At 68.8% G+C, this 26,881-nt stretch carries 25 protein-coding genes and 2 riboswitches; of the genes, 14 read left to right on the top strand and 11 right to left on the bottom strand.

Annotation, left to right across the window (positions count from 1 at the left end):
• The first annotated feature begins 102 nt into the window (after positions 1-102).
• From garA to G6N35_RS07510, 6 genes are all read left to right on the top strand, one after another.
• Positions 103-588 carry a glycogen accumulation regulator GarA gene (gene garA, locus G6N35_RS07535; RefSeq protein ID WP_163803691.1) on the top strand — a complete coding sequence of 162 codons (486 nt, stop codon included), beginning with the start codon at positions 103-105 and terminating at the stop codon, positions 586-588.
• On the top strand, positions 588-1,319 hold the full coding sequence (gene ftsR / locus G6N35_RS07530; RefSeq protein ID WP_163803690.1) for a transcriptional regulator FtsR: 732 nt from the start codon (positions 588-590) through the stop codon (positions 1,317-1,319). The genes garA and ftsR overlap by 1 nt, the downstream gene beginning before the upstream one ends.
• Before the next feature lie 49 nt (positions 1,320-1,368).
• Positions 1,369-1,863 (top strand): bifunctional nuclease family protein, encoded by a 495-nt coding sequence (locus G6N35_RS07525; protein ID WP_163803689.1) that lies wholly within the window; start codon positions 1,369-1,371, stop codon positions 1,861-1,863.
• Between the two features lie 229 nt (positions 1,864-2,092).
• On the top strand, positions 2,093-2,737 hold the full coding sequence (locus G6N35_RS07520) for a MerR family transcriptional regulator (protein ID WP_179967325.1): 645 nt from the start codon (positions 2,093-2,095) through the stop codon (positions 2,735-2,737).
• A 61-nt stretch (positions 2,738-2,798) separates the two neighbouring features.
• Positions 2,799-2,896: riboswitch (glycine riboswitch) on the top strand.
• Positions 2,897-3,008, top strand: a riboswitch (glycine riboswitch).
• A 41-nt stretch (positions 3,009-3,049) separates the two neighbouring features.
• A complete protein-coding gene (gcvP, locus tag G6N35_RS07515) occupies positions 3,050-5,893 on the top strand; it encodes an aminomethyl-transferring glycine dehydrogenase (RefSeq protein WP_163803687.1) in 2,844 nt (947 codons plus the stop codon).
• Between the two features lie 186 nt (positions 5,894-6,079).
• Positions 6,080-6,958 (top strand): alpha/beta fold hydrolase, encoded by an 879-nt coding sequence (locus G6N35_RS07510; protein WP_163803686.1) that lies wholly within the window; start codon positions 6,080-6,082, stop codon positions 6,956-6,958.
• Here G6N35_RS07510 and G6N35_RS07505 read toward each other — a convergent pair.
• The 9 genes from G6N35_RS07505 to G6N35_RS07465 form a co-directional block, all read right to left on the bottom strand.
• Positions 6,955-8,970 carry a vWA domain-containing protein gene (locus G6N35_RS07505; protein ID WP_163803685.1) on the bottom strand — a complete coding sequence of 672 codons (2,016 nt, stop codon included), beginning with the start codon at positions 8,968-8,970 and terminating at the stop codon, positions 6,955-6,957. The genes G6N35_RS07510 and G6N35_RS07505 overlap by 4 nt on opposite strands.
• 110 nt (positions 8,971-9,080) lie before the next feature.
• Entirely contained in the window at positions 9,081-11,249 is a 2,169-nt protein-coding gene (locus tag G6N35_RS07500; protein WP_163803684.1) for a malate synthase G, read from the bottom strand.
• Positions 11,250-11,259: 10 nt separating this feature from the next.
• Positions 11,260-12,174, bottom strand: coding sequence for a 3-methyladenine DNA glycosylase (locus tag G6N35_RS07495; protein WP_407664516.1), 915 nt, complete (start codon positions 12,172-12,174; stop codon positions 11,260-11,262).
• Positions 12,167-13,222 carry a hemolysin family protein gene (locus G6N35_RS07490; RefSeq protein ID WP_163803683.1) on the bottom strand — a complete coding sequence of 352 codons (1,056 nt, stop codon included), beginning with the start codon at positions 13,220-13,222 and terminating at the stop codon, positions 12,167-12,169. Before G6N35_RS07490 ends, G6N35_RS07495 begins: the two co-directional genes overlap by 8 nt.
• The gene (locus G6N35_RS07485; RefSeq protein WP_163803682.1) at positions 13,212-14,588 is read right to left on the bottom strand and encodes a hemolysin family protein; all 1,377 of its coding nucleotides are present in this window, start codon (positions 14,586-14,588) and stop codon (positions 13,212-13,214) included. The genes G6N35_RS07490 and G6N35_RS07485 overlap by 11 nt, the downstream gene beginning before the upstream one ends.
• 212 nt (positions 14,589-14,800) lie before the next feature.
• The gene (locus G6N35_RS07480; RefSeq protein ID WP_163803681.1) at positions 14,801-16,237 is read right to left on the bottom strand and encodes a GuaB1 family IMP dehydrogenase-related protein; all 1,437 of its coding nucleotides are present in this window, start codon (positions 16,235-16,237) and stop codon (positions 14,801-14,803) included.
• 22 nt (positions 16,238-16,259) lie between these two features.
• Positions 16,260-17,720: an NADP-dependent phosphogluconate dehydrogenase gene (gndA, locus tag G6N35_RS07475; RefSeq protein WP_163803680.1), complete on the bottom strand. Its 1,461-nt coding sequence runs from the start codon at positions 17,718-17,720 to the stop codon at positions 16,260-16,262.
• Positions 17,721-17,793: 73 nt separating this feature from the next.
• The gene (locus G6N35_RS07470; RefSeq protein ID WP_163803679.1) at positions 17,794-18,720 is read right to left on the bottom strand and encodes a M56 family metallopeptidase; all 927 of its coding nucleotides are present in this window, start codon (positions 18,718-18,720) and stop codon (positions 17,794-17,796) included.
• 14 nt (positions 18,721-18,734) lie between these two features.
• Positions 18,735-19,151 carry a BlaI/MecI/CopY family transcriptional regulator gene (locus tag G6N35_RS07465; protein WP_163803678.1) on the bottom strand — a complete coding sequence of 139 codons (417 nt, stop codon included), beginning with the start codon at positions 19,149-19,151 and terminating at the stop codon, positions 18,735-18,737.
• A gap of 242 nt (positions 19,152-19,393) precedes the next feature.
• Between G6N35_RS07465 and G6N35_RS07460 the strand changes: the two genes are divergently transcribed.
• The 8 genes from G6N35_RS07460 (at position 19,394) to G6N35_RS07425 (ending at position 25,043) form a co-directional block, all read left to right on the top strand.
• The gene (locus G6N35_RS07460) at positions 19,394-20,116 is read left to right on the top strand and encodes an iron reductase (protein WP_163803677.1); all 723 of its coding nucleotides are present in this window, start codon (positions 19,394-19,396) and stop codon (positions 20,114-20,116) included.
• A gap of 104 nt (positions 20,117-20,220) precedes the next feature.
• Complete coding sequence (locus tag G6N35_RS07455) at positions 20,221-20,646, top strand: PaaI family thioesterase (RefSeq protein ID WP_163803676.1); 426 nt, start codon at positions 20,221-20,223, stop codon at positions 20,644-20,646.
• Positions 20,647-20,694: 48 nt separating this feature from the next.
• Positions 20,695-20,997, top strand: coding sequence for an urease subunit gamma (locus G6N35_RS07450; protein ID WP_163803675.1), 303 nt, complete (start codon positions 20,695-20,697; stop codon positions 20,995-20,997).
• A 16-nt stretch (positions 20,998-21,013) separates the two neighbouring features.
• Complete coding sequence (locus tag G6N35_RS07445; protein WP_163803674.1) at positions 21,014-21,328, top strand: urease subunit beta; 315 nt, start codon at positions 21,014-21,016, stop codon at positions 21,326-21,328.
• Between the two features lie 25 nt (positions 21,329-21,353).
• The gene (locus tag G6N35_RS07440) at positions 21,354-23,075 is read left to right on the top strand and encodes an urease subunit alpha (RefSeq protein WP_163803673.1); all 1,722 of its coding nucleotides are present in this window, start codon (positions 21,354-21,356) and stop codon (positions 23,073-23,075) included.
• On the top strand, positions 23,075-23,710 hold the full coding sequence (locus G6N35_RS07435) for an urease accessory protein UreF (protein WP_163803672.1): 636 nt from the start codon (positions 23,075-23,077) through the stop codon (positions 23,708-23,710). Before G6N35_RS07440 ends, G6N35_RS07435 begins: the two co-directional genes overlap by 1 nt.
• Positions 23,711-23,720: 10 nt before the next feature.
• Complete coding sequence (ureG, locus tag G6N35_RS07430) at positions 23,721-24,401, top strand: urease accessory protein UreG (RefSeq protein WP_163803671.1); 681 nt, start codon at positions 23,721-23,723, stop codon at positions 24,399-24,401.
• 9 nt (positions 24,402-24,410) lie between these two features.
• Positions 24,411-25,043 carry an urease accessory protein UreD gene (locus G6N35_RS07425; protein ID WP_163803670.1) on the top strand — a complete coding sequence of 211 codons (633 nt, stop codon included), beginning with the start codon at positions 24,411-24,413 and terminating at the stop codon, positions 25,041-25,043.
• Here the strand turns inward: G6N35_RS07425 and G6N35_RS07420 are convergent.
• The gene (locus tag G6N35_RS07420; protein ID WP_163807536.1) at positions 25,034-26,395 is read right to left on the bottom strand and encodes a sensor histidine kinase; all 1,362 of its coding nucleotides are present in this window, start codon (positions 26,393-26,395) and stop codon (positions 25,034-25,036) included. The genes G6N35_RS07425 and G6N35_RS07420 overlap by 10 nt on opposite strands.
• 44 nt (positions 26,396-26,439) lie before the next feature.
• The gene (locus G6N35_RS07415) at positions 26,440-26,826 is read right to left on the bottom strand and encodes a heme-binding protein (protein WP_163803669.1); all 387 of its coding nucleotides are present in this window, start codon (positions 26,824-26,826) and stop codon (positions 26,440-26,442) included.
• Positions 26,827-26,881: the final 55 nt, after the last annotated feature.

The raw sequence follows: 26,881 nt of genomic DNA, 5'->3' as shown, positions 1-26,881 counted from the left end.
ACCATCGCGCGGTACGGTCGACGTTAGTGATGATCAAGGCGGACGGGCGCCTGGTGGGGGTCCCTGCCAGGAATCGCCACGGCAGCCAGTGAGGAGCAGCGGGTGACGGACAAGGACCAGAACTCTGGGGTGGACCAGACGTCTGACGAAGTCACCGTGGAGACGACATCCGTCTTCCGCGCGGACTTTCTCAACGAGTTGGACGCCCCGGCGAGCGCAAGCAGCGACAGCGCGGTGTCGGGGGTCGAGGGTCTCCCGGTCGGTTCGGCGCTGTTGGTTGTCAAGCGTGGGCCCAACGCGGGCTCGCGGTTCCTGCTCGACCAGCCGACCACGTCGGCGGGCCGCCATCCTGACTCCGACATCTTCCTCGACGACGTCACCGTCAGCCGCCGGCATGCCGAGTTCCGGCTGGACGGCAGCGAATTCCAGGTCGTCGATGTGGGCAGCCTCAACGGCACCTACGTCAACCGCGAACCCGTCGACTCGGCCACGCTGGCCAACGGTGACGAGGTCCAGATCGGCAAGTTCCGCCTGGTGTTCCTGACCGGGCCGAAGCCGGCCGACGGCGAAGGCGGTCCCGGAAGCTAGTGACCGCCCCCGATACTCCCGCGCTTGCCGGGATGTCGATCGGAGCGGTCCTGGACCTGCTACGACCGGACTTCCCGGACGTGACGATCTCCAAGATCCGGTTCTTGGAAGCTGAGGGCCTCGTCACGCCCCAGCGCACGGGATCGGGGTATCGGCGGTTCACTGCGTACGACTGCGCGCGGCTGCGGTTCATCCTCACCGCCCAGAAGGATCACTACCTGCCGCTGAAGGTGATCAAGCAGCAGCTCGACGCCTCGCCGGACGGGGAACTGCCGCAGGCCGGATCTCCTTATGCCGTACCGCGATTGGTGCCGGTGTCCGCAGAACCCGGTGCCGATGACGCCGCGGTCGCCCGCGCCCAGGTCCGGCTGAGCCGGGAGGACGTGCTGGCCCGCTCCGGCGTCGACGACGGGCTGCTGACCGCACTGTGCAAGGCCGGGGTGATCACCACCGGGCCCGGCGGGTTCTTCGACGAGCACGCCGTGGTGATCGTCCAGTGCGCCCAGGCCCTTGGCGAATACGGCGTGGAGCCCCGCCACCTGCGCGCATTCCGCTCGGCCGCCGACCGGCAGTCGGATCTGATCGCCCAGATCGCCGGGCCGGTGGGCAAGGCGGGCCGGACCGGTGCGCGCGACCGTGCCGACGACCTCGCCAGGGAAGTGGCCGCATTGGCGATCACGCTGCACACCTCGCTGATCAAGTCCGCTGTACGCGACGTTCTCGATCGCTGAGGATTAGACTCGCAACCGACGGCACAACCAGCTCGGAGGTCAGAGGCAAATGGGTGAGGTTCGTGTGGTCGGAATCCGGGTCGAGCAGCCCCAGAACCAGCCGGTTCTGTTGCTGCGCGAATCCAACGGTGACCGTTACCTGCCCATCTGGATCGGTCAGTCCGAGGCCACCGCGATCGCGCTGGAGCAGCAGGGCGTCGAGCCGGCCCGGCCGCTCACCCACGACCTGATCCGAGATCTCATTGCCGCCCTTGGGCATTCGCTGAAGGAAGTGCGAATCGTCGATCTGCAGGAAGGCACCTTCTACGCGGACCTGATCTTCGACCGCGATATCAAGGTGTCGGCCCGGCCGTCCGACTCGGTGGCCATCGCCTTGCGGGTGGGTGTCCCGATCTACGTCGAGGAGGCGGTGCTCGCCGAGGCGGGTCTGCTGATTCCCGACGAGAACGACGACGAGTCCGGGGGAGCCGTTCGTGAGGACGAGGTGGAGAAATTCAAGGAGTTTCTCGACAGCGTGTCCCCGGACGATTTCAAGGCCACCTGAGCGGGTATGCCGCCGCCGGTCAAGATCACGGATCCGTCTCATCTCGGTTGGCGGCGGTTCGACACGCGTGGCGGATGCCGGGAGCATGCCCGGTGGCGGCCATACTTTTCATGACGACGACGAGCACGACCGCCCGTCGACAAGCGTATGCTCGAAGGACTCGAACGCAGGGCAAACGGGGTGCGGCGGCGGTCAGCGGGCCATGGTTCGAACGGCGAGAGGAAGCATCGTGGGCGAGCAGCCACGTCAGGGACAGCTGGATCTTGCCGGCGCGGGCCTTTCCGACTCCGCCGGGCGTTTCGAGGAGGACAGTGCCGTGCGCCCGGTGAGCGAGCCGGTGCAGGGCGGTCTCTTCCCGGACGACTCGGTGCCCGACGAACTCGTCGGTTACCGCGGACCGAGCGCCTGCCAGATCGCCGGCATCACCTACCGCCAGCTCGACTACTGGGCTCGCACCTCACTGGTGGTGCCGTCGATCCGCGGCGCGGCCGGCTCCGGCAGCCAGCGGCTGTACTCGTTCAAGGACATCCTGGTTCTCAAGATCGTCAAGCGACTGCTGGACACCGGTATCTCGCTGCACAACATCCGCGTCGCCGTCGATCACCTCCGTCAGCGCGGTGTGCAGGACCTGGCCAACATCACCTTGTTCTCCGACGGCACCACCGTCTACGAGTGCACCTCGGCCGAAGAGGTCGTCGACCTGCTGCAGGGTGGTCAAGGCGTGTTCGGCATCGCGGTCAGCGGTGCGATGCGTGAGCTGTCCGGTGCCATCGCCGACTTCCCGGGTGAGCGGGCCGACGGCGGCGAGTCCATCGCCTCGCCCGAAGATGAGCTGGCCTCGCGGCGCAAGAGCCGCGATCGCAAGATCGGCTGACGCCGAGGCCTGCCCGCTGGTGCGCCTGCTGGTCGGTGCACGGCTAGAATCGAGCCTGCATCGCCCTTGTGCGGGAGAGTTCCGTGGCCGCCAGTCACGGACGCCGAAGGAGCAATACCTCTCCGTCAACCTCTCAGGCACCCGGACCGCGCTCGGCCACGATGCCTCTGGAAAGTGGTGACCTGCTGGTCACCCGCCCATGGGGAAAGGCGCCTGGTCAGGCGCCGAATCTCTCAGGCACCCGGCACGGGTCGACGACAGAGGGAGAGGACGCCGCTGACGGCTGCGTCCGCCCGAGTCAGGAGCCCCCCCGTGTCAGACCACACCCAGCCCAGCTTCGCCGACCGCCACATCGGACCGGACTCCGACGATCTGGCGACCATGCTCGACGTCATCGGCGTGGCCACCCTCGACGAGCTGGCCGCCAAGGCGTTGCCCGCAGGCGTTCTGGACCTGCTCGGCTCCGACGGCATCGCGCCGGGACTGGACCGGTTGCCCGCCGCGGTCGGTGAGCACGAGGCGCTGGCCGAATTGCGGGCGATGGCCGACAGCAACACCATCGCGGTGTCGATGATCGGGCAGGGCTACTACGACACGCTGACCCCGCCGGTACTGCTGCGCAACATCCTGGAGAACCCGGCCTGGTACACCGCCTACACCCCGTACCAGCCGGAGATCAGCCAGGGCCGGCTCGAGGCGCTGCTGAACTTCCAGACCATGATCGCCGACCTGACCGGGCTCGAGGTGGCCAACGCCTCGATGCTTGACGAGGGCACCGCGGCCGCCGAGGCGATGACGCTGATGCACCGGGCCTCGCGGGGAGCCTCGAACCGGCTCGCTGTCGACGCCGATGTGTTCGCCCAGACTGCGGCGATCCTGGCCACCCGCGCCGAGCCGCTGGGCATCGAGATCGTCACCGCCGAGCTGCGTGACGGACTGCCCGAGGGCGAGTTCTTCGGCGTCATCGCACAGCTGCCCGGAGCCAGCGGCCGGGTGACCGACTGGTCCAAGCTCGTCGAGCAGGCCCACGAGCGCGGCGCGCTGATCGCCCTCGGTGCCGATCTGCTGGCCCTGACCCTGATCGCCCCGCCCGGTGAGATCGGTGCCGACGTCGCCTTCGGCAGTGCCCAACGATTCGGTGTCCCAATGGGATTCGGCGGTCCGCATGCAGGGTTCCTGGCCGTGCACGCCAAGCATGCCCGCCAGTTGCCCGGCCGGCTGGTCGGGGTGTCCGTCGACGCCGACGGCTCGCCGGCCTACCGGTTGTCGCTGCAGACCCGCGAACAGCACATCCGCCGGGACAAGGCGACCTCCAACATCTGCACCGCCCAGGTGCTGCTGGCCATCATGGCTGCGATGTACGCCAGCTACCACGGTGCCGACGGCCTGACCGGCATCGCCCGGCGGGTGCACGGGCATGCCCGGGCGCTGGCCGCTGGCCTGGCCGCCGCCGGGGTGGAGGTTGTCCACGACACCTTCTTCGACACCGTCCTGGTCCAGGTGCCCAACCGGGCTGCCGCCGTGCAAGCCGAGGCCAAGGGGCGCGGTATCAACATCTGGCGGGTGGACGCCGACCACGTGTCGGTCAGCTGTGACGAGGCCACCACGGCCGAGCAGGTGGCACTGGTCCTCGAGGCCTTCGGGGCGGTGCCCGCCGGTGCCTACGCCGGTCCTGAGATCGCTTCGCGGACAAGCGGATTCCTGACCCATCCGGCATTCACCAAATACCGCACCGAGACCGAGATGATGCGGTACCTGCGGTCGCTGGCCGACAAGGACATCGCGCTGGACCGCAGCATGATCCCGCTGGGCTCGTGCACCATGAAGCTCAACGCCGCCGCGGAGATGGAGTCCATCACCTGGCCGGAGTTCGGCCGCCAGCATCCGTTCGCCCCCGCCGGGGACGCCCCGGGGTTGCGCAAGCTGATCGCCGACCTGCAGGACTGGCTGACCGCGGTCACCGGATACGACGCAATCTCGTTGCAGCCCAACGCCGGATCGCAGGGCGAGTATGCCGGGTTGCTCGCCATCCGGGACTACCACGCGGGCCGGGGTGACGGTCACCGCGACGTGTGCCTGATCCCGTCGAGCGCGCACGGCACCAACGCCGCCTCGGCGGCGATGGTCGGCATGCGGGTGGTCGTGGTGTCCTGCCGGGAGAACGGCGACGTGGACCTCGACGACCTGCGGGCCAAGGTCGGCGAGCATGCCGATCGGCTGGCCGCCCTGATGATCACCTACCCGTCCACGCACGGCGTGTACGAGCACGACATCGCCGACATCTGTGCGGCGGTGCACGATGCCGGCGGTCAGGTCTACGTCGACGGAGCGAACCTCAACGCGCTGGTCGGGCTGGCTCGCCCGGGCAAGTTCGGCGGCGACGTCAGCCACCTGAACCTGCACAAGACGTTCTGCATCCCGCACGGGGGCGGTGGCCCGGGTGTCGGACCGGTGGCGGTGCGGTCACATCTGGCGCAATACCTGCCAGGTCATCCGCTGGCTGAGGAGCTGCCGCAGGGGCATGTGGTGTCGGCGGCGCCGTACGGTTCGGCATCGATCCTGCCGATCACCTGGGCCTACATCCGGATGATGGGTGGGCGGGGCCTGCGAGACGCCTCACTGACGGCCATCGCCTCGGCCAACTACATCGCCCGCCGCCTCGACGAGTACTACCCGGTGCTCTACACCGGGGAGAACGGCATGGTGGCCCACGAGTGCATCCTGGATCTGCGGGGCATCACCAAGGCCACCGGCGTGACCGTCGATGATGTAGCAAAGCGGCTGGCGGACTTCGGTTTCCACGCTCCGACCATGAGCTTCCCGGTGTCCGGGACGCTGATGGTGGAGCCGACCGAGAGTGAGAGCCTGGCCGAGGTCGACGCTTTCTGCGAGGCGATGATCGCGATCCGCGCCGAGATCGACAAGGTCGGCTCCGGTGAATGGCCCGCCGAGGACAACCCGCTGCACAATGCGCCGCACACCGCGGCCTGCCTGCTGGTCGACGAGTGGACCCACCCGTACACCCGCGAGCAGGCGGCCTACCCGCTGGGCAAGGCGTTCCGGCCCAAGGTGTGGCCGCCGGTGCGCCGTATCGACGGGGCCTACGGCGACCGCAACCTGGTGTGCTCCTGCCCGCCGGTGGAGGCCTTCGCCTGAGCGGCTGTCCAGGCGGGCGCTGAGGTGACGTGATGAGTGCCCGCCTCACAGCGACTTTTCCGGTGCGGAAGCGTCGCGAGTCGGCGGTAGTCGCTCGAAGGCGGGCACTCCTGGTGTGGCCTTCCGGCCAGTGACGCATGTGGTTCGTGCGACGGGGGATAGCTCTGTACTGATACCGTCAGGTCCGTGCTGCCTGCGAGTGTGCGTCAGTGGCAAGACGGGGGACGGCTCGTATCGACGAGCGCGGGCCACGTTTTCGTGCGGTCCTCGGCCGCTCCCGCCGGGGGAACCCCGACACTGCTTCTGCTGCACGGCTTTCCGTCCAGTTCCTACGACTTCCGCGGCGTGGTCGACCGGCTGGGTGACCAGCCGTGGCTGACCCTGGACTTCCTCGGATTCGGGCTCTCGGACAAACCGCGGCCGCACCGCTACAGCCTGCTGGAGCAGGCCGACATCGTGCAGGACGTGGTCGCTGACGCGGGCGTCGGTCCGGTCGTGCTGCTGGCCCACGACATGGGCACCTCGGTGGCCACCGAACTACTCGCCCGTGACATCTCCGGCGCACTGCCGTTCGAGCTGCAACGGGCGGTGCTGACCAACGGCAGCGTGATCATCGAGCGGGCCAGCCTGCGGCGCAGCCAAAAGATCCTGCGCGGCCCGCTGGGCCCGCTGCTGGCACGGCTCACCAATAAACGCGGCTTCCTCCGTGGCTTCGCCGAGCTGTTCAGCGCGGCTCATCCACTATCGCCGGAGGAGGCCGCCGCCCAGTGGGCGCTGCTGGCCCGCGAGGACGGCCAGCGGATCCTGCATCTGCTGTGCGCCTATCTGCACGAGCGGGTGCGGTTCGCGCCGCGCTGGCACGGCGCGGTGCGGGATTGGGACAAGCCGCTCAACTTCCTGTGGGCCACCGGGGATCCGGTGGCCACCACCAACGTCCTGGCCGGCCTGACCGAACTGCGTCCCGCCGCCGAGGTGATCACGCTGCCCGGCATCGGTCATTACCCGCAGCTGGAAGTTCCCGACGAGTTCACCGCAGGTGCCCGCCACCTGCTGGGTCTCGATTAGGACAGCAGCTGGCTGACCGCGGCGATCAGATCGGGGGAGTTCGAAGTCGCCACGTTCTGGTAGGAGCCGCCGGAGATCTGGGCGACCGCCTCCCACGTCGCGCGATCCGGGTCGTCGCCGAGATCGATGACGTTGACGGCGACCGGCCGGGCCGGGTCGACCGCGGACTTGATGTACTCCTGCAGACCGGGGCCGTCCAGCGACTGGTCGGTGTGCGGGCCCTGGGTGATCACCAGCACTGAGTTCGCCTGTCCCTGGCGGAAGTTCGTGACAGCGTCACCGTAGACCAGGCGCAGGGTGGTGAATGACACGGCTCCGCTGCCCGAGGACGACAATCCGTTGAGGGTGTCGGTCAGTACCGCCGAGCGGGCCTGCCCGTCGAGCTGATCAGACAGCGGTCCGATGGCGACCGCTGAGCGGCCCTCGACACCGTTGAACGTCCACAGCCCCACCGCGGCGTTGCCGGGTAGTGCCCCGAGGCGGCCGTCGATGGCCGCGATGACGTTGGCCAGCCGGGACTTGCCGCCCTCGTCGGCGCTCATCGACTGGTCGAGCATGATCGTGGTGGCGGCACCGTTGGCTGGTGCGGACAACGCGGCGGCCAGGGTGGCGCGCACTGACTCGTCACCGACGTTCAGCGGCGCGCCGAGCTGCCCGAAGGGCACGACGTCGTTGCCGGGCGGAGTGGTGCCCTCGGCGCGGAAGCCGGCCTTGGCGAGTTCGGCGAGCTGCTCCGGCTTGCGCATATAGCGGGCGAACTCACTGGCCGCGCTCACCTGCTCCTCGGCCAACCAGTTGCCGGCCAGCAGCACGGTGGGGTAGTCGGCTACCGCCACCGGCCCCGGCGGGAGGAAACCGGCCACGGTGTTCTTGGCGTCCTGGACCGACGCCGCCCGCGCGAACAGTTGCTGTTCGGTGGTGGCCACCGCATGCACCGGGGCCGCGGCGGGATCTCCGTTGGCCAGCAATGCCTTCCAGGCCTCGTCGGCACTGTTGGTGGCCAGCTTGGGCTGACCACCGATCAGGGTGTTGACCGCCCCAAGGCCCGCGGTGGCGGGCGCCTGCGGGGGAGCCGCCGCGGAGGCGACGGCCTCGGCGACGAGGTAGGTGGCGTCGGCATCACCGGCGGCGGGCAGCGCCAGCCGCAGTGAACCCCAGCCCGGCAGGTCGAGGCCGTCGAGTGCGGTCGGGTTGGTCTGCAGGCCCGGCAGTGCGCCCCAGCCTTGTTGGTCGAGCGCTGTTTTCAGCGCCGGGCGCACAGCGAGCAGCACCGGTGAGGTGACCAGGGACCGGGAATCGCTGACCACATCCTTGCCCGCGGTGGCCTGCAGCCGGGCGGCTGACACCGAGCTGGCCGGAATCCACAGCGCGGGGCGCTCGCCGAGGTCGGCGGGCCACTGGTTCACGAAACCGTTGATCACGGCGTCTGAATCAGCGGTGGTGACAACGACTTTCACGCAACGATCGCCGACCGGCGAAGCGTTCGCGTTGTAGCCCTCGGCGAACTTCTTGACGTTGTCGGCGATCGACGGGTCGACCAGGACGGGTACGTTGGCAGAGCCTGCCAGGCACTGCTTGGCGGCCTCGGTGGACCGGTGCGACAACACTCCGCCGAAGAACCGCCACAGGATCACCGCACCGACGACAACGACGACCGTGATGAGCGCGGCGATCACGCCGATGCTGACGCCGCGCCGGCCGCCTTCGCTGCGGTGGCCGCCCTCCCAGCCGCTGCGCCGCCGTCCACCGGTGGCCGGCGGCGGTGTGGGTGCGTCGGCCCGGGCCTCGCCGTATTCGCTGCCGTAGTCGGTGCCGTAGTCACCGTCGTACTCTTCGTCGCGGTAACCGGGCTCGTCGTCGGCCTGGTAGCGGTCGTCGAGGGGCTCGTAACCGTCATACGACGGCTCGTCCGGTTGCTGGGCGAACCGGCCGGTGGACGACGCGGAGGAGTCGGAGGGCTCAGCAGGTTCGCCGAAGGATTCCCCGGGACCGGGTTTGCTGTGCCTGCCCATGGCGGTGTCTGATCCTCTTTCGTCGAACAGTGTGCGCGGTGTGTACCGCCAGACCCGGCACGAGTCTAGCGATCAGCGGTCCGCCTCCTCGCGGTGGCGAGCCGGGCAGCTCAGGAGCCGAGGCTGGCTTTGAGCTCGCGCCGGCGCCGATGCAGGATCGGCTCGGTGTAGCCACTGGGCTGCGCGGCGCCCGCCAGGATCAGTTCCTGCGCGGCCTGGAAGGCGATGCTGCCCTCCGGGTCCGGCGCCATCGGGCGGTAATCCGGGTCCGACGCGTTCTGCGTATCGACGACCGCGGCCATCCGCCGCAGGCTGGCCTTGACGTCGTCTTCGGTGATCACACCGTGCCGCAACCAGTTCGCCAGCAGCTGGCTGGAGATGCGCAGTGTGGCACGGTCCTCCATGAGCGCCACGTCGTGGATGTCGGGCACCTTCGAGCACCCGACGCCGGCGTCGACCCAGCGCACCACGTAGCCGAGGATGGACTGGCAGTTGTTGTCGACCTCTTCGTGGATCTCCTCCGGCGACCAGGCCAGTTCGGCGGCCAGCGGGATGGTCAGCAGTTCGTCGCGGGTGGTCCGTGACTTGCCGGCCAATTCCTTGTGCACCGCGTAGACGTCCACGTAGTGGTAGTGCATGGCGTGCAGGGTGGCCGCGGTGGGTGAGGGCACCCAGGCGGTGGTGGCGCCGGCGCGCGGCTGACCGATCTTCTGCTCGACCATGGCGGCCATCAGGTCGGTCATGGCCCACATGCCCTTGCCGATCTGGGCCTTGCCGGAAAAACCGGTGGCCAGCCCGACGTCGACGTTCTGGTCCTCGTAGGCCAGGATCCAGGGCTGCGTCTTCATCGCACCCTTGCGGATCACCGGGCCGGCCTCCATCGAGGTGTGGATCTCGTCGCCGGTGCGGTCCAGGAAGCCGGTGTTGATGAACGCGACCCGGTCGGCGGCCGCCTTCACGCAGGCCTTGAGGTTGGCCGAAGTGCGGCGCTCCTCGTCCATGATGCCGACCTTGATGGTGTTCTGCGGCAGGCCCAGCACGTCTTCGACGCGGCTGAACAGCTCACAGGTGAAGGCGACCTCGTCGGGACCGTGCATCTTGGGCTTGACGATGTAGATCGATCCGGTGCGGCTGTTCTGCCCGCCCAGACCGTGCAGGGCGATCAACGTGGTGAACAGCGCGTCCTGGATACCCTCGAAGACCTCTGCGCCCTCGGCGTCCACGATCGCGTCGTTGGTCATGAGGTGACCGACGTTGCGGACGAACAGCAGGCTGCGGCCGGGCAGGGTGAACTCACCATCGCCGTCGGCCTTGGTGTAGGTGCGGTCGCCGTTGAGCACCCGGGTGAAAGTCTTGCCGCCCTTGCTGACTTCCTCGGCCAGGTCGCCCTTGTTCAGGCCGAGCCAGTTGCGGTAGCCGAGCACCTTGTCGTCGGCGTCCACCGCGGCCACCGAGTCCTCGAAGTCCATGATCGTGGTGATCGCCGACTCCAGCACCACGTCCTTGATGCCGGCTTTGTCGGTCGAGCCCACGGGTGACTCGGGGTCGATGAGGATCTCGATGTGCAGGCCGTTGTTGAGCAGCAGCACCGACCAGGCCGGGGTGCCCAGCGTGCCGGTGTAGCCGAGGAACTTCTGCGGGTCGGCCAAACCGGTGACCTGATCGCCCTGAGCGATCTCCAGCACTCCGTCGGCGACGGACAGGCCGGTGGCCTCACTCCACGATCCGGTGGCCAGCGGCACGGCCTGGTCGAGGAACGCGCGCGCGTAGGCGATCACCTTGTCGCCGCGCACCTTGTTGTACGACGAGCCCGGCTCGGCGCCGTCGTCGGTGCTGATGACGTCGGTGCCGTAGAGCGCGTCGTACAGCGATCCCCAGCGGGCGTTGGCGGCGTTGAGGGCGAACCGGGCATTGAGGATCGGCACCACGAGCTGCGGGCCCGCGGTGGTGGTGATCTCGTCGTCGACGCCCGCGGTGGTGATCGTGAAGTCGTCGGGTTCGGGCAGCAGGTAACCGATATCAGCGAGGAACTGCTGGTACTCAGCGGCGTCGATCCCCCCGATGATGCGCTGACGGTGCCACCGGTCGATCTGGGCCTGCAGGTCGTCGCGGCGCGCCAGTAGTTCCTGGTTCTGCGGGGTGAGGTCGGTGACAACCTTGTCCACCCCCGCCCAGAAGCTGTCGGGGTCGATCTCGGTTCCGGGCAGCGCCTCGTTGGTGATGAAGTCGTACAGCACCTGCGCCACCCGCAGGTTGCCGACGGACACGCGTTCTGTCATCAGTCCTCCCTCACGACAATCCATTCAGCTTACCCGTCAGTAACGTGCCCTCTTGCGCTGTGGCAGCCGTTTCCAGCTGCTCACAGCGTTCGAGCAGTGCGGCCCGCAGTGGTGCGGCGCGCTGGGCGACAACGCTCTGGCGGCGGACGTATTCCGCCCGCCCGGCGGGGTCTTCCACGCGAATCGGGTCGAATCCGAACGCGCTCAGATCGTACGGGCTGGCCCGCATGTCGAGTTCGCGCGCATCGGCCGCCAGCCGAAGACAGTCCAGCACCAGGTCTGATCCCACCAGCGGCGCCAGTTTGTAGGACCACTTGTAGAGGTCCATGTTGGCGTGCAGGCAGCCCGGCTGCTCCCAATCGCCCTGGGTGGTCCGGGTCGGTGCCACCTGGTTGCGGGGGACGGCGGCCGGGGTGAAGAAGCGAAACGCATCGAAGTGGCTGCAGCGCAATGGCATTGACTCCACGACCGCGTCGGTGCCCGCGGGGCCCAACCGCAGCGGCACCGCGCCGTGCCGGACGTCGTCGGTGCGGTAGACCATCGCCCACTCGTGCATGCCGAAGCAGGTGTACTGCGGGGCCCGATCGGCGGTGGCGCGCAACAGCCCGGCGACGAAGTGCACCGCGTCCAGGCGGCCCAGCAGATACTCGGCGCTCACCGTCACTCCGGCCGCGGTGCATTCGTAGCCCGCCCGGTCGAGGTACTCGCGGGCCGCGGCGCCGGCCAGCGTGGTGCGGTAACCGGGATGCCACACCCGGAGTTGGCGCGGGCGCAGGCTGTAGTAGGTGAACAGGAAATCCCAGACCGGGTGAGCTTCGCCACGTCGGGCGCGGCGCTGGTGATCGTCGGTCAGCGCCTCGACGTCGGCTCGGTGGGCGGCGGCCCTGGCCAGCCAGTCGTGTTGGTCGAGAACGACCTCACGCACGGTGGGTTCCGTCGCGCACCGTGCCAACGAGGTCTTCCACCAGATCCTCCAGCGCCGCCATCGCGCAGACCCGGCCGTCGGGGGCGATCACCATGGCCAGGTGGCTGTTGTCGGCACGCAGCCGTGACAGCGCGTCGGGCAGCGGCATGTCCGACGGCAGCTGCGGCAGCGGACGCACCACCGCGGTGTCCAGCACCGTCTGCGGATCGTCGATCTGGGACAGCACGTCCTTGATGTGCAGGTAGCCGATCAGCGAGCCGTCCGCGCCGACGACGGGGAAGCGGGAGTACCCGGTATCGGTCAGCGCCTCGGTCACTGCGCTCACCGTCGGCCCTTGACCTGGCCCGGCGACCGGGACCGCCCGCACCTGGGCCAATGGGACGGCGATGTCGTTGACCACCCGGTTACGGATCTGCAGGGCCCGGGTCAGGCGCAGGTGTTCCTCGGGGTCCAGCAGCCCCTCGGAACTGGATTCGGCGATCATCTCGGCCAATTCGACGGTGGAGACCGTCACGTCGAGTTCGTCCTTGGCCTCGACGCCGAACAGGTGCAGCGTGGCGTTGGCTGCCCAGTTGTAGAACGCGATGAACGGCCGGGCGATCCGGACGTAGACCAGGTAGAACGGCACCACCAGCATGGCCGTCTTCTCCGGTCCGGCGATGGCGATGTTCTTGGGGACCATCTCGCCGAGCAGCACGTGCAGCGTCACCACGATCCCCAGCGCCACCAGGAACGAGACGGTGTGCAGGACGGCGTCGGGCACCCCGACGAGGTCGAACGGCTTCTCCAGCAGGTGCGCGACGGCAGGTTCGCCGACGCGGCCGAGCAGGATCGAGCACACCGTGATGCCCAACTGGGCGCCGGCCAGCATCAGCGACAGCTGCTCACCGGCCCGCAGGACCGTCACCGCGCTCTTCTTGCCCTGCTCGGCGAGTGCTTCCAGGCGGTCGCGCCGCGCGGAGATCAACGCGAACTCCGAACCGACGAAGAACGCATTGGCCGCCAGCAGCGCCATGGTCAGCAGCACGCCGAAGATGTCACCGCCCATCGGTGGCCTCCGCCTCGGCATGGGCGTCCTCGCGGCCCAGTTCGATCAGCGCCAACTGGTCGATGCGGCGGCCGTCCATCGCGACCACGGTGGCGCGCCAGCGCACCGGATCGTCGAACGGGCCGTCGGGGTCGAAGGCCGACAGTTCGATGGACTCGCCGAGTTCGGGAATGTGGCCGAGTTTCTCCAACACCAACCCACCGATGGTCTCGTATTCACCCTCAGGGGCCCGAAAGCCGGTGGCCTCGTCGACCTCGTCGATGCGCAGCAGCCCCGACACCTGCCAGCCCAGCGGCGTCTTCTGCACGTCGGGGGTGGAGTCGTCGTGCTCGTCGCGGACGTCGCCGACGATCTCCTCGATCAGGTCCTCGACGGTGACCATGCCGGCCGTGCCGCCGTACTCGTCGACCACCAGCGCCGTCTGCAGGCCGTTGGCCCGCACCTGGGTCATCAGGGCATCGCCGTCGAGGGTGGACGGGACGGTGGGCACCGGCACCGCCAGTACCTTGAGCCGGGTGCTGGCCCGCATCTCGGCGGGTACCGCGAACACCTGCTTGACGTGCACGATGCCGATGGTCTCGTCGAGGTCCCCGTCGACCACGGGGAACCGGGAGAAGCCGGTCTCGGCGGCCGCGGCGACCAGATCGGTGATGGTGTCGTCGGCCTGCAGCACCTCGATCTCGGTGCGCGGAGTCATGAATTCCTCGGCGATGCGGGAGCCGAACTGCAGCGAGCGGTTGACCAGGGCGGCGGTGGCCTCGTCGAGGGCGCCGCGTTCGGCGGAGTTGCGCACCAACGACCCGAGTTCCTCCGGGGAGCGCGCCGAGCGCAGTTCCTCGGCCGGCTCGATGCCGATGCGGCGCAGGATCCAGTTCGCGGTGCCGTTGGTGGCCTTGATCAGCGGTGTCATCGCGGTCGAGAACACCAGCTGGAATCCCGCGGTGGCTCTGGCCGTCGGCAGCGGCCGGGCAACGGCCAGGTTCTTGGGGACCAGCTCGCCGAACACCATCGACAGCGACGTGGCGATCAGGATGGCCAGCGCCAGCGAGATACCCGGCACGACGTCGGCCGGGATACCGAGGGCGTTCAGCACGGGGTTGAGCAGCCGGGCCAACACCGGCTCGGCCAGGTAACCGGTGGCCAGCGTGGTGATCGAGATGCCGAGCTGCGCGCCGGACAGCTGGAAGGACAGCGTGCGGTGAGCGCGCTGGACCATCGCGTCGCGGCGGGTGCCGGTGCGCGCGTTGGCGTCGACGGTGCTGCGTTCCAGCGCGGTCAGCGAGAACTCCGCAGCGACGAACAGGGCGGTGCCGATGGTCAGAACGACGATCGCCAACAGGCTCAACACGGTATAGAGGACGTTCACTGCGTCCTCACCGACTTGTCGCCGGGCCGTTCGCCCGGCTGTCTAGGGGAGGGTTCGGCCTCAGCCTCGTCCGGTAGCTGCTCGACCCGGGCAGCCCGATCCGCGGGGGCCTCGACGGGTGCCTGCGGCACGGGATCCCTTTCCTCGGTGGGGCTCGAACTGAGCCCTATGGTAGTCGCCCCATGGTAGCGGCTCCGGCGCACCGGGATGTGTCACCAGCCGGTCGGCAGGGGGTGTCCTTCGGCGAATCCGGCCGCGGACTGCACCCCGAGGACGACGCGTTCGTGCAGTTCGGAGATCGTCGTCGCACCGACGTAGGTGCACGTGCTGCGCACCCCCGAGGTGATGTGGTCCAGCAGGTCCTCGACGCCGCCGCGGTTGGGATCCAGCGCCATCCGCGAGGTGGAGATCCCCTCTTCGAACAGTGCCTTGCGGGCCCGGTCGAACGCGCTGTCGCCGCTGGTGCGTGCCGCCACCGCCCGCTTGGAGGCCATTCCGTAGCTCTCCTTGTAGGGTCGGTTGTCGCGGTCGTGCATCAGGTCGCCGGGCGACTCGTAGGTACCGGCGAACCAGGAGCCGATCATCACGTTGGAGGCCCCCGCCGCTAGCGCCAGTGCGACGTCACGCGGATGCCGCACCCCGCCGTCGGCCCACACATGTCCGCCGAGTTGCCTTGCTGCCGTTGAACATTCGAGCACGGCGGAGAACTGCGGCCGGCCTACGCCGGTCATCATGCGGGTGGTGCACATGGCGCCGGGGCCCACGCCGACCTTGACGATCGAGGCGCCCGCGGTGATCAGGTCGCGCGCGCCCTCGGCGGAGACCACGTTGCCCGCGGCCAGCGGGATGCCCAGGCCCAGCGATGACACCGCCTTGATGGCGTCGAGCATCTTGCGCTGGTGGCCGTGGGCGGTGTCCACGACCAGCACGTCGACCCCGGCCTCCGCCAGCGCCCCGGCCTTGGCGGCCACGTCACCATTGATGCCCACCGCCGCCGCGATCCGCAGCCGGCCCGAGGCGTCGACCGCAGGGCGGTAGATGCCGGCGCGGATCGCGCCGATGCGGGTCAGCACACCGGCCAGCGAGCCGTCGGCGCCGGTGAGAACCGCCACGTCGACGGGCGCGTGCTCCAGCAGCGCGAACACCTGCTTGGGGTCGGTGTGCACCGGTGCGGTGACGAAGTCGGTGACCGCGATGTCGCGCACCCGGGCGAAGCGGTCGACCCCGCTGGTGGCGGCCTCGGTGACCAGCCCGATCGGCTTACCGTCGGCAACCACCACGGCGGCGCCGTGGGCACGCTTGTGGATCAGCGCGACCGCATCGGAGACGGAGTCCTCCGGTCCCAGGGTGACCGGGGTGTCGGCGATCAGGTCGCGGCTCTTGACGAAGTCCACGGTCTGCTTGACCGCTTCGATCGGCAGGTCCTGCGGGAGCACCACGATCCCGCCGCGGCGCGCCACCGTCTCGGCCATCCGCCGACCGGCGACCGCGGTCATATTGGCCACCACCACCGGGATGGTGGTGCCGGTGCCGTCGGCGGTCGACAAGTCCACATCGAAGCGGGACGCGACGTCCGAGGAGTTCGGGACGATGAAGACGTCGTCGTAGGTCAGGTCGTACGGAGGCCGGTGGCCGTCGAGGAATCGCACCCGGTCAGCCTAGTTGGAAACCCTAGGCGTCGACTTCGCTGCGGTCGCCGCTCCACAGGGTGTGGAAGCGGGCGGCCGGGTCGGCGTCGGTGCGCCCGTAGGTGTGCGCGCCGAAGAAGTCGCGCAGCCCCTGGGTCAGTGCGGCCGGCAGCCGCTCGGTGCGCAGCGCGTCGTAGTAGGACAGCGCGGAGGCGAAGCCGGGGATCGGGATACCCAGTTCGGTGGCCTTCACCACGACGCGGCGCCAGCTGTCGATGCCGGCCTCGACGGCGTCCCGGAAGTACGGGGCCGCGATCAACGTGGCCAGGTCGGGGGACTCGTCGAAGGCCTCGGTGATCCGGTTGAGGAACTTGGCCCGGATGATGCAACCCCCGCGCCAGATCCTCGCCATGTCGCCGGGGGTGATGTTCCAGTTGTACTCGGCACTGCCGGCCTGGATCTGGTTGAAGCCCTGCGCGTAGGCGATGATCTTCGACGCGTACAGCGCCTTGCTGACATCGTCGATGAATTGCGCTGCGTCCGTGGGCCGTTCACCCAGTTCGCCGGAGGCGAGGCCGGTCGTCGCCTTACGCTGCGGAACCGAACCGGACAGTGCGCGGGCGAAGACCGCCTCGGCGATCCCGGTCACCGGCACGCCGAGGTCCAGGGCGGACTTGACCGTCCACCGGCCGGTGCCCTTCTGCTCGGCCTCGTCGACGATCACGTCGACCAGGGGCTGACCGGTCTTGGCGTCGATCTGGCGCAACACCTCAGCGGTGATCTCGATGAGGTAGCTGTCCAGGTCGCCGGAGTTCCACTCGGCGAAGATGTCGGCGATCTGTGGGGCGGTCAGACCCAGGCCGTCGCGCAGCAACTGGTAGGCCTCGCCGATGAGCTGCATGTCGGAGTACTCGATGCCGTTGTGCACCATCTTGACGAAGTGCCCGGCGCCGTCGGGGCCGATATGGGTGCAGCAGGGCACGCCGTCGACGTGCGCCGAGATCTCCTCCAACAGCGGGCCCAGCGAGACATAGGACTCGGCGGGGCCGCCGGGCATGATCGAGGGCCCGTTGAGGGCGCCCTCCTCGCCGCCGGAAATGCCGGCGCCGACGAAGTGCAGGCCGCGCTCGCGGATGGCCTTCTCACGCCGGATCGTGTCGGTGTAGAGCGCATTGCCGCCGTCGATGATGATGTCGCCGGGTTCCATGGCATCGGCCAGCTCGTTGATGACGGCGTCGGTCGGGTCGCCGGCCTTGACCATGATGATCACCCGGCGCGGCTTCTCCAGCGCGGCCAGGAACTCCTCGATGGTCTCGCTGCGCACGAAGTTGCCCTCGGAGCCGTGCTGCTCGAGCAGCGCGTCGGTCTTAGCCACCGAGCGGTTGTGCAGGGCGACGGTGTAGCCGTGCCTGGCGAAGTTGCGGGCCAGGTTGGAGCCCATCACGGCCAGGCCGGTCACGCCGATCTGTGCGGTGCCGTTCGTGCTGCTGTGCGACGAGCTCATCTAACGCCTTTCGAGTAGGTGTGGTGCGACAGAGCGGCTTTCGCCAGGTACATCTAGGTACAGCTAGGTACAGCTAGGTGAAGAACAATCGGTGCAACTCGGTCAGCCACGGCACCGCGACGGCGACGGTGGGAAGGACGAGGATCGCGGCGGCTGCGGTGTAAGCGGCCAGTGCCAGCCATGCGCTGTTGGGTCCGCCACACAGCCGGCGTACCCGGATCACCGTGGTGGGGCCACCGGCGGCCAGCGCGCCGGACGGGGTGCGGGCCGATGCGCAGGCAACGAGCGCGCGGGCCAGGGGAGTGGGGCCGGCGCTGCGGACGGCAGCGTCATCGGCAAGCAGCTCGACCAGCAACTGCACGGCGGTCAGGGCGCTGCCGCTGCGGACGAAGCGGGGAAAGGCGGTGTGCACCGCGATGAACGCTTCCAGCACCAGGTCATGGCGGGCGCGCAGGTGGGCGCGCTCATGGCTGAGGATTGCGACGAGTTCGGAGTCGGTGAGCGTCGACAGCGTGCCCTCGCTGAGCACCACGCGACTGCGCACCCCAGGCAGGCAGTAGGCCAGCGGTTCGTCGACGTGCAGGACTCGCAGACCGCTCGAGCGGTCCGGACAGTTACCTAGCAGGTCGACGACCATCCGGTGGTGGGCGCGGCGCCTGCGGGTGGCGATGGCCACCTGCACTGCAGCCACCATCAGGCGGGCACCGATGAGCAGGGTCACCGCGAACACCGCCACGTAGAGCAGCCACAGCGGCCAGCCCAGGGCGGCGATCTCGCTGGTGACGGTGGCCGTCGGTCGACCGTCGGGGCCGGGGACGAACAACCTGCTGGCGATGGCGAGGCCGGCACTGAACGCGGACAGCACGGCCGCGACGGCGATCGACTGCCACAGCACGATGGCGGCCCGTGGGGCGCGCAAGGTCCACGACGCCCGCGCCAACACCGCCGGCACCGGGCCGACCAGTGTTAGCGCTAGGAGAGCGAAGGCCAGCGCGGACACATACTCAGTGTCCCTCAGGCGACCGGCGTGCCGCCAGCGGGTTGGGATGTCCGGTGCTTGGCCTCCAATTCGGCCAGCGCACGGCGCAGCGCGTCGGCCTCGTCGGCACCCACGCGCTCGACGAAGTGCACCAGCGCGGCGCGGCGGTCACCGGAGTCGGCAGCCTGGTCCAGGGCGTCGACCATGAGTCCGGCGACGAGTTCGTCGCGGCCGTGCACGGGCGCGTACTGATGGGCGCGGTCGTCGCGGATCTGCGACACCAGGTTCTTGCGCGCCAGCCGCTGCAGGACCGTCATCACGGTGGTGTAGGCCAGATCGCGTTCCGCGGAGAGGGCCTCATGCACCTGTCGGACGGTCAGCGGCTCGCCGGCGGCCCACAGGTGGTCCATCACCGCGCGTTCGAGTTCGCCGAGACGATTCAACTTGGGCATATTCCGTTCATCTCCGTAGCAATGACGTAAGGGTACTCCCGGTTACTACCGGGCGTCGTATCCAACTTGCCTGCTCAACTCCCGCTTCGCCGGTGGTGTTCCCGGCTGTTCGGTCCGATTCGCCAAGAGCGCAGGCCAGGGCATGTCTCTCCATTTCTGGTGTGACAGCACTCACACAGGCAAGGCTGTACTCAGGCCATCAATTTGTGGTTAGGCTTACCTAACTTACATGAGGAGGTGCTGTGACCGCAGCGGTCGCCGATCCATTGATCAGAGCGATGACGATCCGCCGGGTGCTGCCCGTGCACGAGTCCAGCCGGCGGTTGCGGCGGCTGACTCCCGATGCGCCCCGGGTGCACGGCGTGGCCCTGATGGCCGATGTCTCTCGCCGGCGGTGGTGGCCACTGGAATCGGTGATCGGCAGCGGTCGACTGGCCGGCATGTACGACGCCGCCGTCGTCGATCTGGACAACCGCCGGACCGCGGCCGCCCAGGTCGCCGCGGCGTTCACCCACGCGGTGCTGGGCCGGGTCCTGACGCTGCTCATGCTCGAGGGCCGGGCCTGGGACGCCGGGCCGGACAACCTGTGGATGCACGTCGATTCCGAGGGTGCGATCGACTGGGCAGGCGTCGTCAACCCGACCCTTCGCGTGCTGCCCGGCGACCCGGCCGGCACCGGCGTGGTCCGACTGCCCGGCGAAGCTGCCCTGGCCACCTGGACCGCCCACCGCTGCCACCGGTCGCTGGCCCCGCTGTTCGACGAATTGCAGCGCCTCAGCGCCGGCGCCTCGACCGCCACCGCCATGTGGCAGTCGGTCGGTGCCGCCTCGGTGATCACCGCCACCCAGGTCCCGCTGATGTCCGGCGCCAGCGAGGTGGTCTGCATGCGCCGCGCCCAGGCGCTGCTCGACGCGCTGGCCGGTTTCGGGCTGCCGGTACGCGCCCTGCGTCGAACGGCGTCATAACTTCGGACCGCGCCGGAGTCCTGAGGGCTGCAGAGACTCCCGGTCCATCCCGAGGACGGACCCCGCGCATCACGCGCGGGGTCCGTCCCTGTAAACACAGTTGCGTGCAACCAGATCAGTCGTTGACCGAGCAGATCACCTTCGAAGCCCCCTTCGACAACCAACTCGGGCTGACGTACACCGAGCTCACCGGTGATGGTGCCAAGGCGCAGCTCGAGGTGACGCCCAACCTGCTGCAACCAAAGGGCATCGTGCACGGCGGTGTCTACTGTGCGGTGATCGAGTCGATGGCCAGCTCATCGGCTTACACGTGGCTGGCCGCCAACGGCGGCGGCAACGTCGTCGGCGTGAACAACAACACCGACTTTCTGCGGGCCATCGGTTCGGGCACGGTCTACGGCGTCTCCGAACCGATCCACCGGGGCCGGCGTCAGCAGCTGTGGCTGGTCACCATCCGTGACGACAACGACCGTCTGCTGGCGCGCGGCCAGGTTCGGCTGCAGAACCTGGAAGCCGATCCGCAGCAGTAGGCACCGCCGCACTGCTGATCTCGGGGCGGCGTGGCAGGATCGCGCACTATGCGCCTGACACCGCATGAAACCGACCGGCTGCTGATCTCGTACGCGGCCGACCTCGCCCGCCGCCGACAGGCCCGCGGTCTGAGACTCAACCACCCCGAGACGGTCGCGATCATCACCGACCACATTCTCGAGGGCGCCCGCGACGGTCGCACCGTGGCCGAGCTGATGGTCAGCGGGCGCGAGGTACTCACCCGTGACGACGTCATGGAGGGCGTGCCCGAGATGCTGCATGACGTGCAGGTCGAGGCCACGTTCCCGGACGGCACCAAACTCGTCACCGTCCACCATCCGATTCCGTGACCGCCAGGAGCGCGTAGTGATTCCCGGAGAAGTCCTCCTCGGTGACGGTGACATCGAACTCAACGCCGGTGCACCGCGACTGGAACTGGAGATCGTCAACACCGGCGACCGCCCGGTCCAGGTCGGCAGCCACGTGCACCTGCCGCAGGCCAACGCCGCACTGTCGTTCGACCGCGCCGCCGCCCACGGTCACCGCTTCGACATCCCGGCCGGCACCGCCGTCCGCTTCGAACCCGGCGTGGCCCAGCGTGTTTCGCTCGTTCCGCTCAGCGGTACCCGGGAAGTGCACGGGCTGAGCCTGACCCCGCCCGGAAGGCTGGACTTGCGATGAGCTCTTGCGCGAAGAGAATCGACCGATGACCGCCCTGTCCCGCGCCCGCTACGCCGCGCTGTTCGGCCCCACCACCGGCGATCGGATCCGGCTGGCCGACACCGATCTGCTGGTCGAGATCACCGAGGACCGCAGCGGGGGACCGGGACTGGCCGGTGACGAGGCGGTGTTCGGCGGCGGCAAGGTGCTGCGCGAGTCGATGGGCCAAGGGCGCGCCACCCGTGCCGACGGCGCTCCCGACACCGTGATCACCGGCGTGGTGATCATCGACTACTGGGGAATCATCAAGGCTGACATCGGCATTCGTGACGGCCGCATCGTGGCGATCGGCAAGGCCGGCAATCCCGACATCATGTCCGGGGTGCACCCCGATCTGGTGGTCGGGCCGTCCACGGAGATCATCGCCGGCAACGGTCGCATCGTCACCGCCGGTGCCATCGACTGTCACGTGCACCTGATCTGCCCGCAGATCATGGAGGAGGCCATCGGCGGCGGGATCACCACCATCATCGCCGGCGGCACCGGACCGGCCGAGGGGTCGAAAGCCACCACCGTGACGCCGGGTGCCTGGCATCTGGCCCGCATGCTGGAGGCGCTGGACCACTGGCCGCTCAACATCGCACTGCTGGGCAAGGGCAACACCGTCAGCCATGAGGCGATGTGGGAGCAATTGCGCGGCGGTGCAGCCGGTTTCAAGCTGCACGAGGACTGGGGCACCACGCCCGCGGCGATCGATGCCTGCCTGACGGTGGCCGACGCCGCGGGGGTGCAGGCCAACATCCATACCGACACCCTCAACGAGGCCGGGTTCGTGGAAGACACCCTGGCCGCGATCAAAGGCCGCTCGATCCACGCCTATCACACCGAAGGCGCCGGCGGTGGGCACGCACCTGACATCATCACCGTCGCTTCGCATCCCAATGTGCTGCCCAGTTCGACCAACCCCACCCGGCCGCACACGGTGAACACCCTCGACGAGCATCTGGACATGTTGATGGTGTGCCATCACCTCAACCCGGCGGTGCCCGAAGATCTGGCTTTCGCCGAGAGCCGGATTCGGCCCTCGACCATCGCCGCCGAGGACTTGCTGCACGATATCGGGGCCATCTCAATGATCGGTAGCGACGCTCAGGCGATGGGCCGCATCGGTGAGGTGGTGCTGCGCACCTGGCAGACCGCGCATGTGATGAAACGCCGCAGCGGAGCCCTGGAGGGCGATGGTGCCGCCGACAACAACCGGGTGCGCCGCTACGTCGCCAAATACACGATCTGCCCGGCAGTCGCGCACGGTCTGGACCACGAGATCGGGTCGGTGGAGGTGGGCAAACTGGCCGATCTGGTGCTGTGGGAGCCGGCCTTCTTCGGCGTGCGCCCGCACGCGGTGCTCAAGGGCGGCATGATCGCCTGGGCCGCAATGGGTGACGCCAACGCCTCGATCCCCACCCCGCAGCCGGTGCTGCCGCGCCCGATGTTCGGCGCCGCTCCCGCCGCGGCGGCCGCCACCTCCGTCCACTTCGTGGCCCCGCAGGCCATCGAGGACGGACTGGCCGACCGGATCGCGGTCAATCGCCGTCTGGTCCCGGTCGGCAACGTCCGGGCGATCGGCAAGGCGCAGATGCCACTCAACGACGCCCAACCACGTATCGAAGTCGACCCCGACACGTTCACCGTGCGCATCGACGGCGAAGTGTGGCAGGAGCAGCCGGCCACCGAACTGCCGATGGCGCAACGCTATTTCCTGTTCTGATGGGATCGCTCAGCACGCTTCTCACCCTCGCCGACTCGCGGTTACCCACTGGGGGGCATGTGCACTCCGGTGGGGTGGAGGAAGCGGTCACCAGCCGGCTCGTCGTCGATCTGGCGACACTGGACGCCTACCTGCGTCGGCGAATCAGGACCAGCGGGTTGGTGGCCGCCTCGATGGCAGCCTCGGTGCACCGGGGTGATCTCACGGTGGCCGCCGCCGATGCCGAAACCGACGCCCGCACACCGGCTCCGGCCGCTCGGCAGGCCTCCCGCGCCCAGGGCCGCGGGCTGCTGCGGCTGGCCCGGCGGGTATGGCCCACCGAGAACTGGGCAGACCTCGGCAACCGGCCACACCTGGCGGTGGTCGCCGGCCGGGTGGGCCCGGCGAGCGGGCTGACACCCGAGCAGACCGCGCTGTCGATGGTGTACACCACGATGACCGGAACCGCGACCGCCGCGCAGCGGCTGCTGGCGTTGGACCCCGCCGATGTCGCGGCACTGACCTTCGGGCTGGCGCAGCTGTGCGAGACTACCGCGAGCAAAGCCGCCGAAGGTCTCGCCGACCTGTCCGACCCGCTGCTCGACGAGCTGGCCCAACGCCACGGCGAGCGTGACCGTCCCCTGTTCGCCTCCTGAAAGAAGCCCCATGCCACCACATTTCATTGACGGCGAACCGCATGACCACACCGAGCGGCCCCGGCGGGTGCGGCAGCCAGGTGAACCGCTGCGCATCGGAGTCGGCGGTCCCGTGGGCTCTGGCAAGACCGCATTGGTGGCCGCGTTGTGCCGCCAATTGCGTGACGAGCTGTCGCTGGCCGTACTGACCAATGACATCTACACCACCGAGGACGCCGACTTCCTGCGCCGCCACGCGGTGCTACCCGACGACCGGATCGCCGCCGTACAGACCGGCGGCTGCCCGCACACCGCAATCCGCGACGACATCACCGCCAACCTCGACGCCATCGACGACCTGATCGCCGGTCACGACGATCTCGATCTGATCCTGGTCGAGTCCGGTGGTGACAACCTGACCGCGACGTTCTCCTCCGGGCTCGTCGACGTCCAGATCTTCGTCATCGACGTCGCCGGCGGTGACAAGGTGCCCCGCAAGGGCGGCCCTGGTGTGACGTTCTCGGATCTGTTGGTGGTCAACAAGACCGACCTCGCCCCGCTGGTGGGCGCCGATCTGGACGTGATGCGCCGCGACGCAGCCAAGGTCCGTGAGGGCCGCCCGACGGCGCTGATCTCGCTCACCGAAGATCCAGCGGCGTCCCGGGTCCTTGAGTGGGTGCGCGAGCAGTTGCGCGTCAACCAGCCGGCCTGAGTCCGCGCCGTGCATTCCGACGTCATGGTGCTGGCCCAGCCCGGCCGGCTGCCGCGCATCGAGTGCCGTGGTGCGCTCGCGGCACGGCACACCGAGGCCGACACCGTGCACTTGGTGTCGGCGGCGGCCACCCCGCTCGGTGGTGACACCATCGCGGTGCGGGTGATCATCGAACCTGGTGCGCGGCTGCGATTGCGCAGCGCGGCGGCCACCGTGGTACTTCCCGGTGCGGCCTCGCGCGAGTCGCGGGCCTGCTGGCATCTCGAGGTCGGCGGCGAGCTGGACCTCGATCCCGAGCCGACGGTGGTGGCCGCCGACGCCCGGCATCTGAGCATGGTCCGGGTGCAGCTGGCCGACACGGCCCGGCTGCGGATCCGCGAACGGGTGCAGATCGGGCGAACCGGTGAGCGGGAAGGTTTCTGGAGCGGGGCGATGTGGGCCGACCGGTCCGGAGCGCCGCTGTTGCGGCATCGGGTCGAACTCGGGCAGGGGTCGGTGGCCGACGATGCGTTGGGTACGCCGCTGGCCTGTGTCAGCGAGTTGCGTTTCCCCGAGCCCGCCGATGACGCCGCAGGTACCACCTTGGACCTGGCCGGTGGTGGCAGCCTGTCCACCTGGCAGGGCGCCCGCCTTTATTCGTGACGGCCGGCCAGCGTCAGGACCAGTCGCGCCCCGCCTAGCGGGCTGCTGTCCAAATGAGCTGTGCCACCATGCAATTCGGCCTGCTGGGCCACCAGGGCCAGGCCGAGTCCGGATCCGGAACGCGACGCCGTCGAGCCGCGGGAGAATCGTTCGAACACCGCCGCCCGTTCTGCTTCGGGCACCCCGCTGCCGTTGTCGTCGACGGCGATCTGCACGCCGTCGGCCGAACTCTGCAGCGACAGCTGCACCTCGGTGGCTCCGCCGTGTTTGACCGCGTTGGCGATCGCGTTGTCGATGACCAGCCGCAGCCCGACCGGCAGTCCGACGATCAGGACTGCCGGGGAGGGCACCAGCGATACCTTCAGGTTCTGGTAGATGCGCTCGGCGTCGTGCGCGGCCCGGTCCAGCAGATCGGTGACGTCGAACGGCACGAAGTCGTCGGCGGTGGTCAGCTCACCCTGGGCCAGCCGCTCGAGTGCCGTCAGGGTGGCCTCGATACGGCTCTGCGTGCGGATCACGTCACCGATGACCTCGGTGCGCTGCTCGGGACCCAGGTCCAGCGTGGAGAGCACCTCGAGGTTGGTGCGCATCGCCGTCAGCGGGGTACGCAGTTCGTGGGAGGCCACAGCGGCGAAGTCCCTGGCCGATTCCAGCGCCGCCTTGGTGCGGTCCTGTTCGTCACCGATACGGGCCAGCATGCCCTCGACCGCCTCGGCGATCTCCACGGCTTCCCGGACACCGCGCACCTGTACCTCGTCGGGATTGGACTGGGCATTGATGGCCCGGGCTTGCTGGGCCAGCAACCGGAACGGATTGATCATGATCAGTGAGATCAGCCAGCCCACCACGATGGTGCCGACGATCACGCCCGCGCAGATCAGCAGCACTCGTAGATGCAGTTCGTCGATGCGGTGCTTGGTCTCGGACAGCGGGGCGCCCAGAGCGATCGACGCACCGGCCACCGAGAACGTCCGAACGCGGTACTCGACGCCGCCGATCGTGGTGTTGGCGTAGCCGTTGGGCAGCTCCGGCAGCTCGACGTTGGGTGGTACCGACATCGCCAGACCGCCGACCCGTACCGTGCGCACCACCTTGCCGTCCGGGGTGGGCGCCCCTTCGGTGGGTGGACGGGTGCTCAGCAGGGTGCTGAAATCGCCGAGACTGCTCACCGAGTCCAGCCGGCGGTCGAGTTGGCTGTACTGGTCGTGGGTGACGCCGATCCACACCCAGGTGCCCAGCGTCAGTACCAGCACGACCACCGACAGTGCGGCGACGATGACGATGGTGCGCAGGGAGAGGACCCGGGTCGGCAGCCGCTGCAGAACCCGGTAGACGAGTTCGTCGGGCTTCATGACCACGCCGACCACCTTAGAGTGCGCCGGCTTTCGCTCTCGGGTCAGACCACCCCGGGAGCCAGCGGACGCTGCACGAGACCGCAGCGGGCGCGGAAGTCGGTGGAGGGCTGACGGATGCCGTCCAGGTCGGCGCGGATCTGCGGGTTGGCATCCAGGTAGGCCTGGGTCTTGGCGCCGATCTCCTTCTTCGGCAGGCCCTGCAGGCTGCTGAAGAAATCGTTCACGTCCGGGTGGGTGAACAGGTAGGCCGACATGGCCGCCGACACACCCGCCATGATCCCGGTCATGTCCGCGGTGGTGCAGTTGGGCGGTGGGTCGGCCGCGGCCGGGCCGGCCAAGACCAACGAGGCGGGAGCAGCCACGCTCAACAGCACCCCTGTAGCGCCCAACGCTGCGGCTGCCGCGCGGCGGACAGACCTTGATGACATGGAGCCCCCTTGCTGTGGTGTGTGCTGGCGATCATCGTAGGCCAGCGGACCTGAG

This window comes from Mycolicibacterium anyangense, assembly GCF_010731855.1.
GTDB classification, from domain to species: domain Bacteria; phylum Actinomycetota; class Actinomycetes; order Mycobacteriales; family Mycobacteriaceae; genus Mycobacterium; species Mycobacterium anyangense.
The sequence above is the reverse complement of the archived record's forward strand: the minus strand, read 5'-3'. Positions and strand labels throughout refer to the sequence as shown.

What these genes read in the sequence shown, in the direction of transcription:
- G6N35_RS07450 (WP_163803675.1), top strand. Translation starts at nt 20,695, where the DNA reads ATGCGCCTGACACCGCATGAAACCGACCGGCTGCTGATCTCGTACGCG.
- G6N35_RS07440 (WP_163803673.1), top strand. Translation starts at nt 21,354, where the DNA reads ATGACCGCCCTGTCCCGCGCCCGCTACGCCGCGCTGTTCGGCCCCACC.
- ureG (WP_163803671.1), top strand. Translation starts at nt 23,721, where the DNA reads ATGCCACCACATTTCATTGACGGCGAACCGCATGACCACACCGAGCGG.
- G6N35_RS07500 (WP_163803684.1), bottom strand. Translation starts at nt 11,249, where the DNA reads ATGACAGAACGCGTGTCCGTCGGCAACCTGCGGGTGGCGCAGGTGCTG.
- gndA (WP_163803680.1), bottom strand. Translation starts at nt 17,720, where the DNA reads ATGAGCTCGTCGCACAGCAGCACGAACGGCACCGCACAGATCGGCGTG.
- G6N35_RS07505 (WP_163803685.1), bottom strand. Translation starts at nt 8,970, where the DNA reads ATGGGCAGGCACAGCAAACCCGGTCCCGGGGAATCCTTCGGCGAACCT.
- G6N35_RS07420 (WP_163807536.1), bottom strand. Translation starts at nt 26,395, where the DNA reads ATGAAGCCCGACGAACTCGTCTACCGGGTTCTGCAGCGGCTGCCGACC.
- G6N35_RS07525 (WP_163803689.1), top strand. Translation starts at nt 1,369, where the DNA reads ATGGGTGAGGTTCGTGTGGTCGGAATCCGGGTCGAGCAGCCCCAGAAC.
- G6N35_RS07490 (WP_163803683.1), bottom strand. Translation starts at nt 13,222, where the DNA reads ATGGGCGGTGACATCTTCGGCGTGCTGCTGACCATGGCGCTGCTGGCG.
- G6N35_RS07415 (WP_163803669.1), bottom strand. Translation starts at nt 26,826, where the DNA reads ATGTCATCAAGGTCTGTCCGCCGCGCGGCAGCCGCAGCGTTGGGCGCT.
- G6N35_RS07435 (WP_163803672.1), top strand. Translation starts at nt 23,075, where the DNA reads ATGGGATCGCTCAGCACGCTTCTCACCCTCGCCGACTCGCGGTTACCC.
- G6N35_RS07465 (WP_163803678.1), bottom strand. Translation starts at nt 19,151, where the DNA reads ATGCCCAAGTTGAATCGTCTCGGCGAACTCGAACGCGCGGTGATGGAC.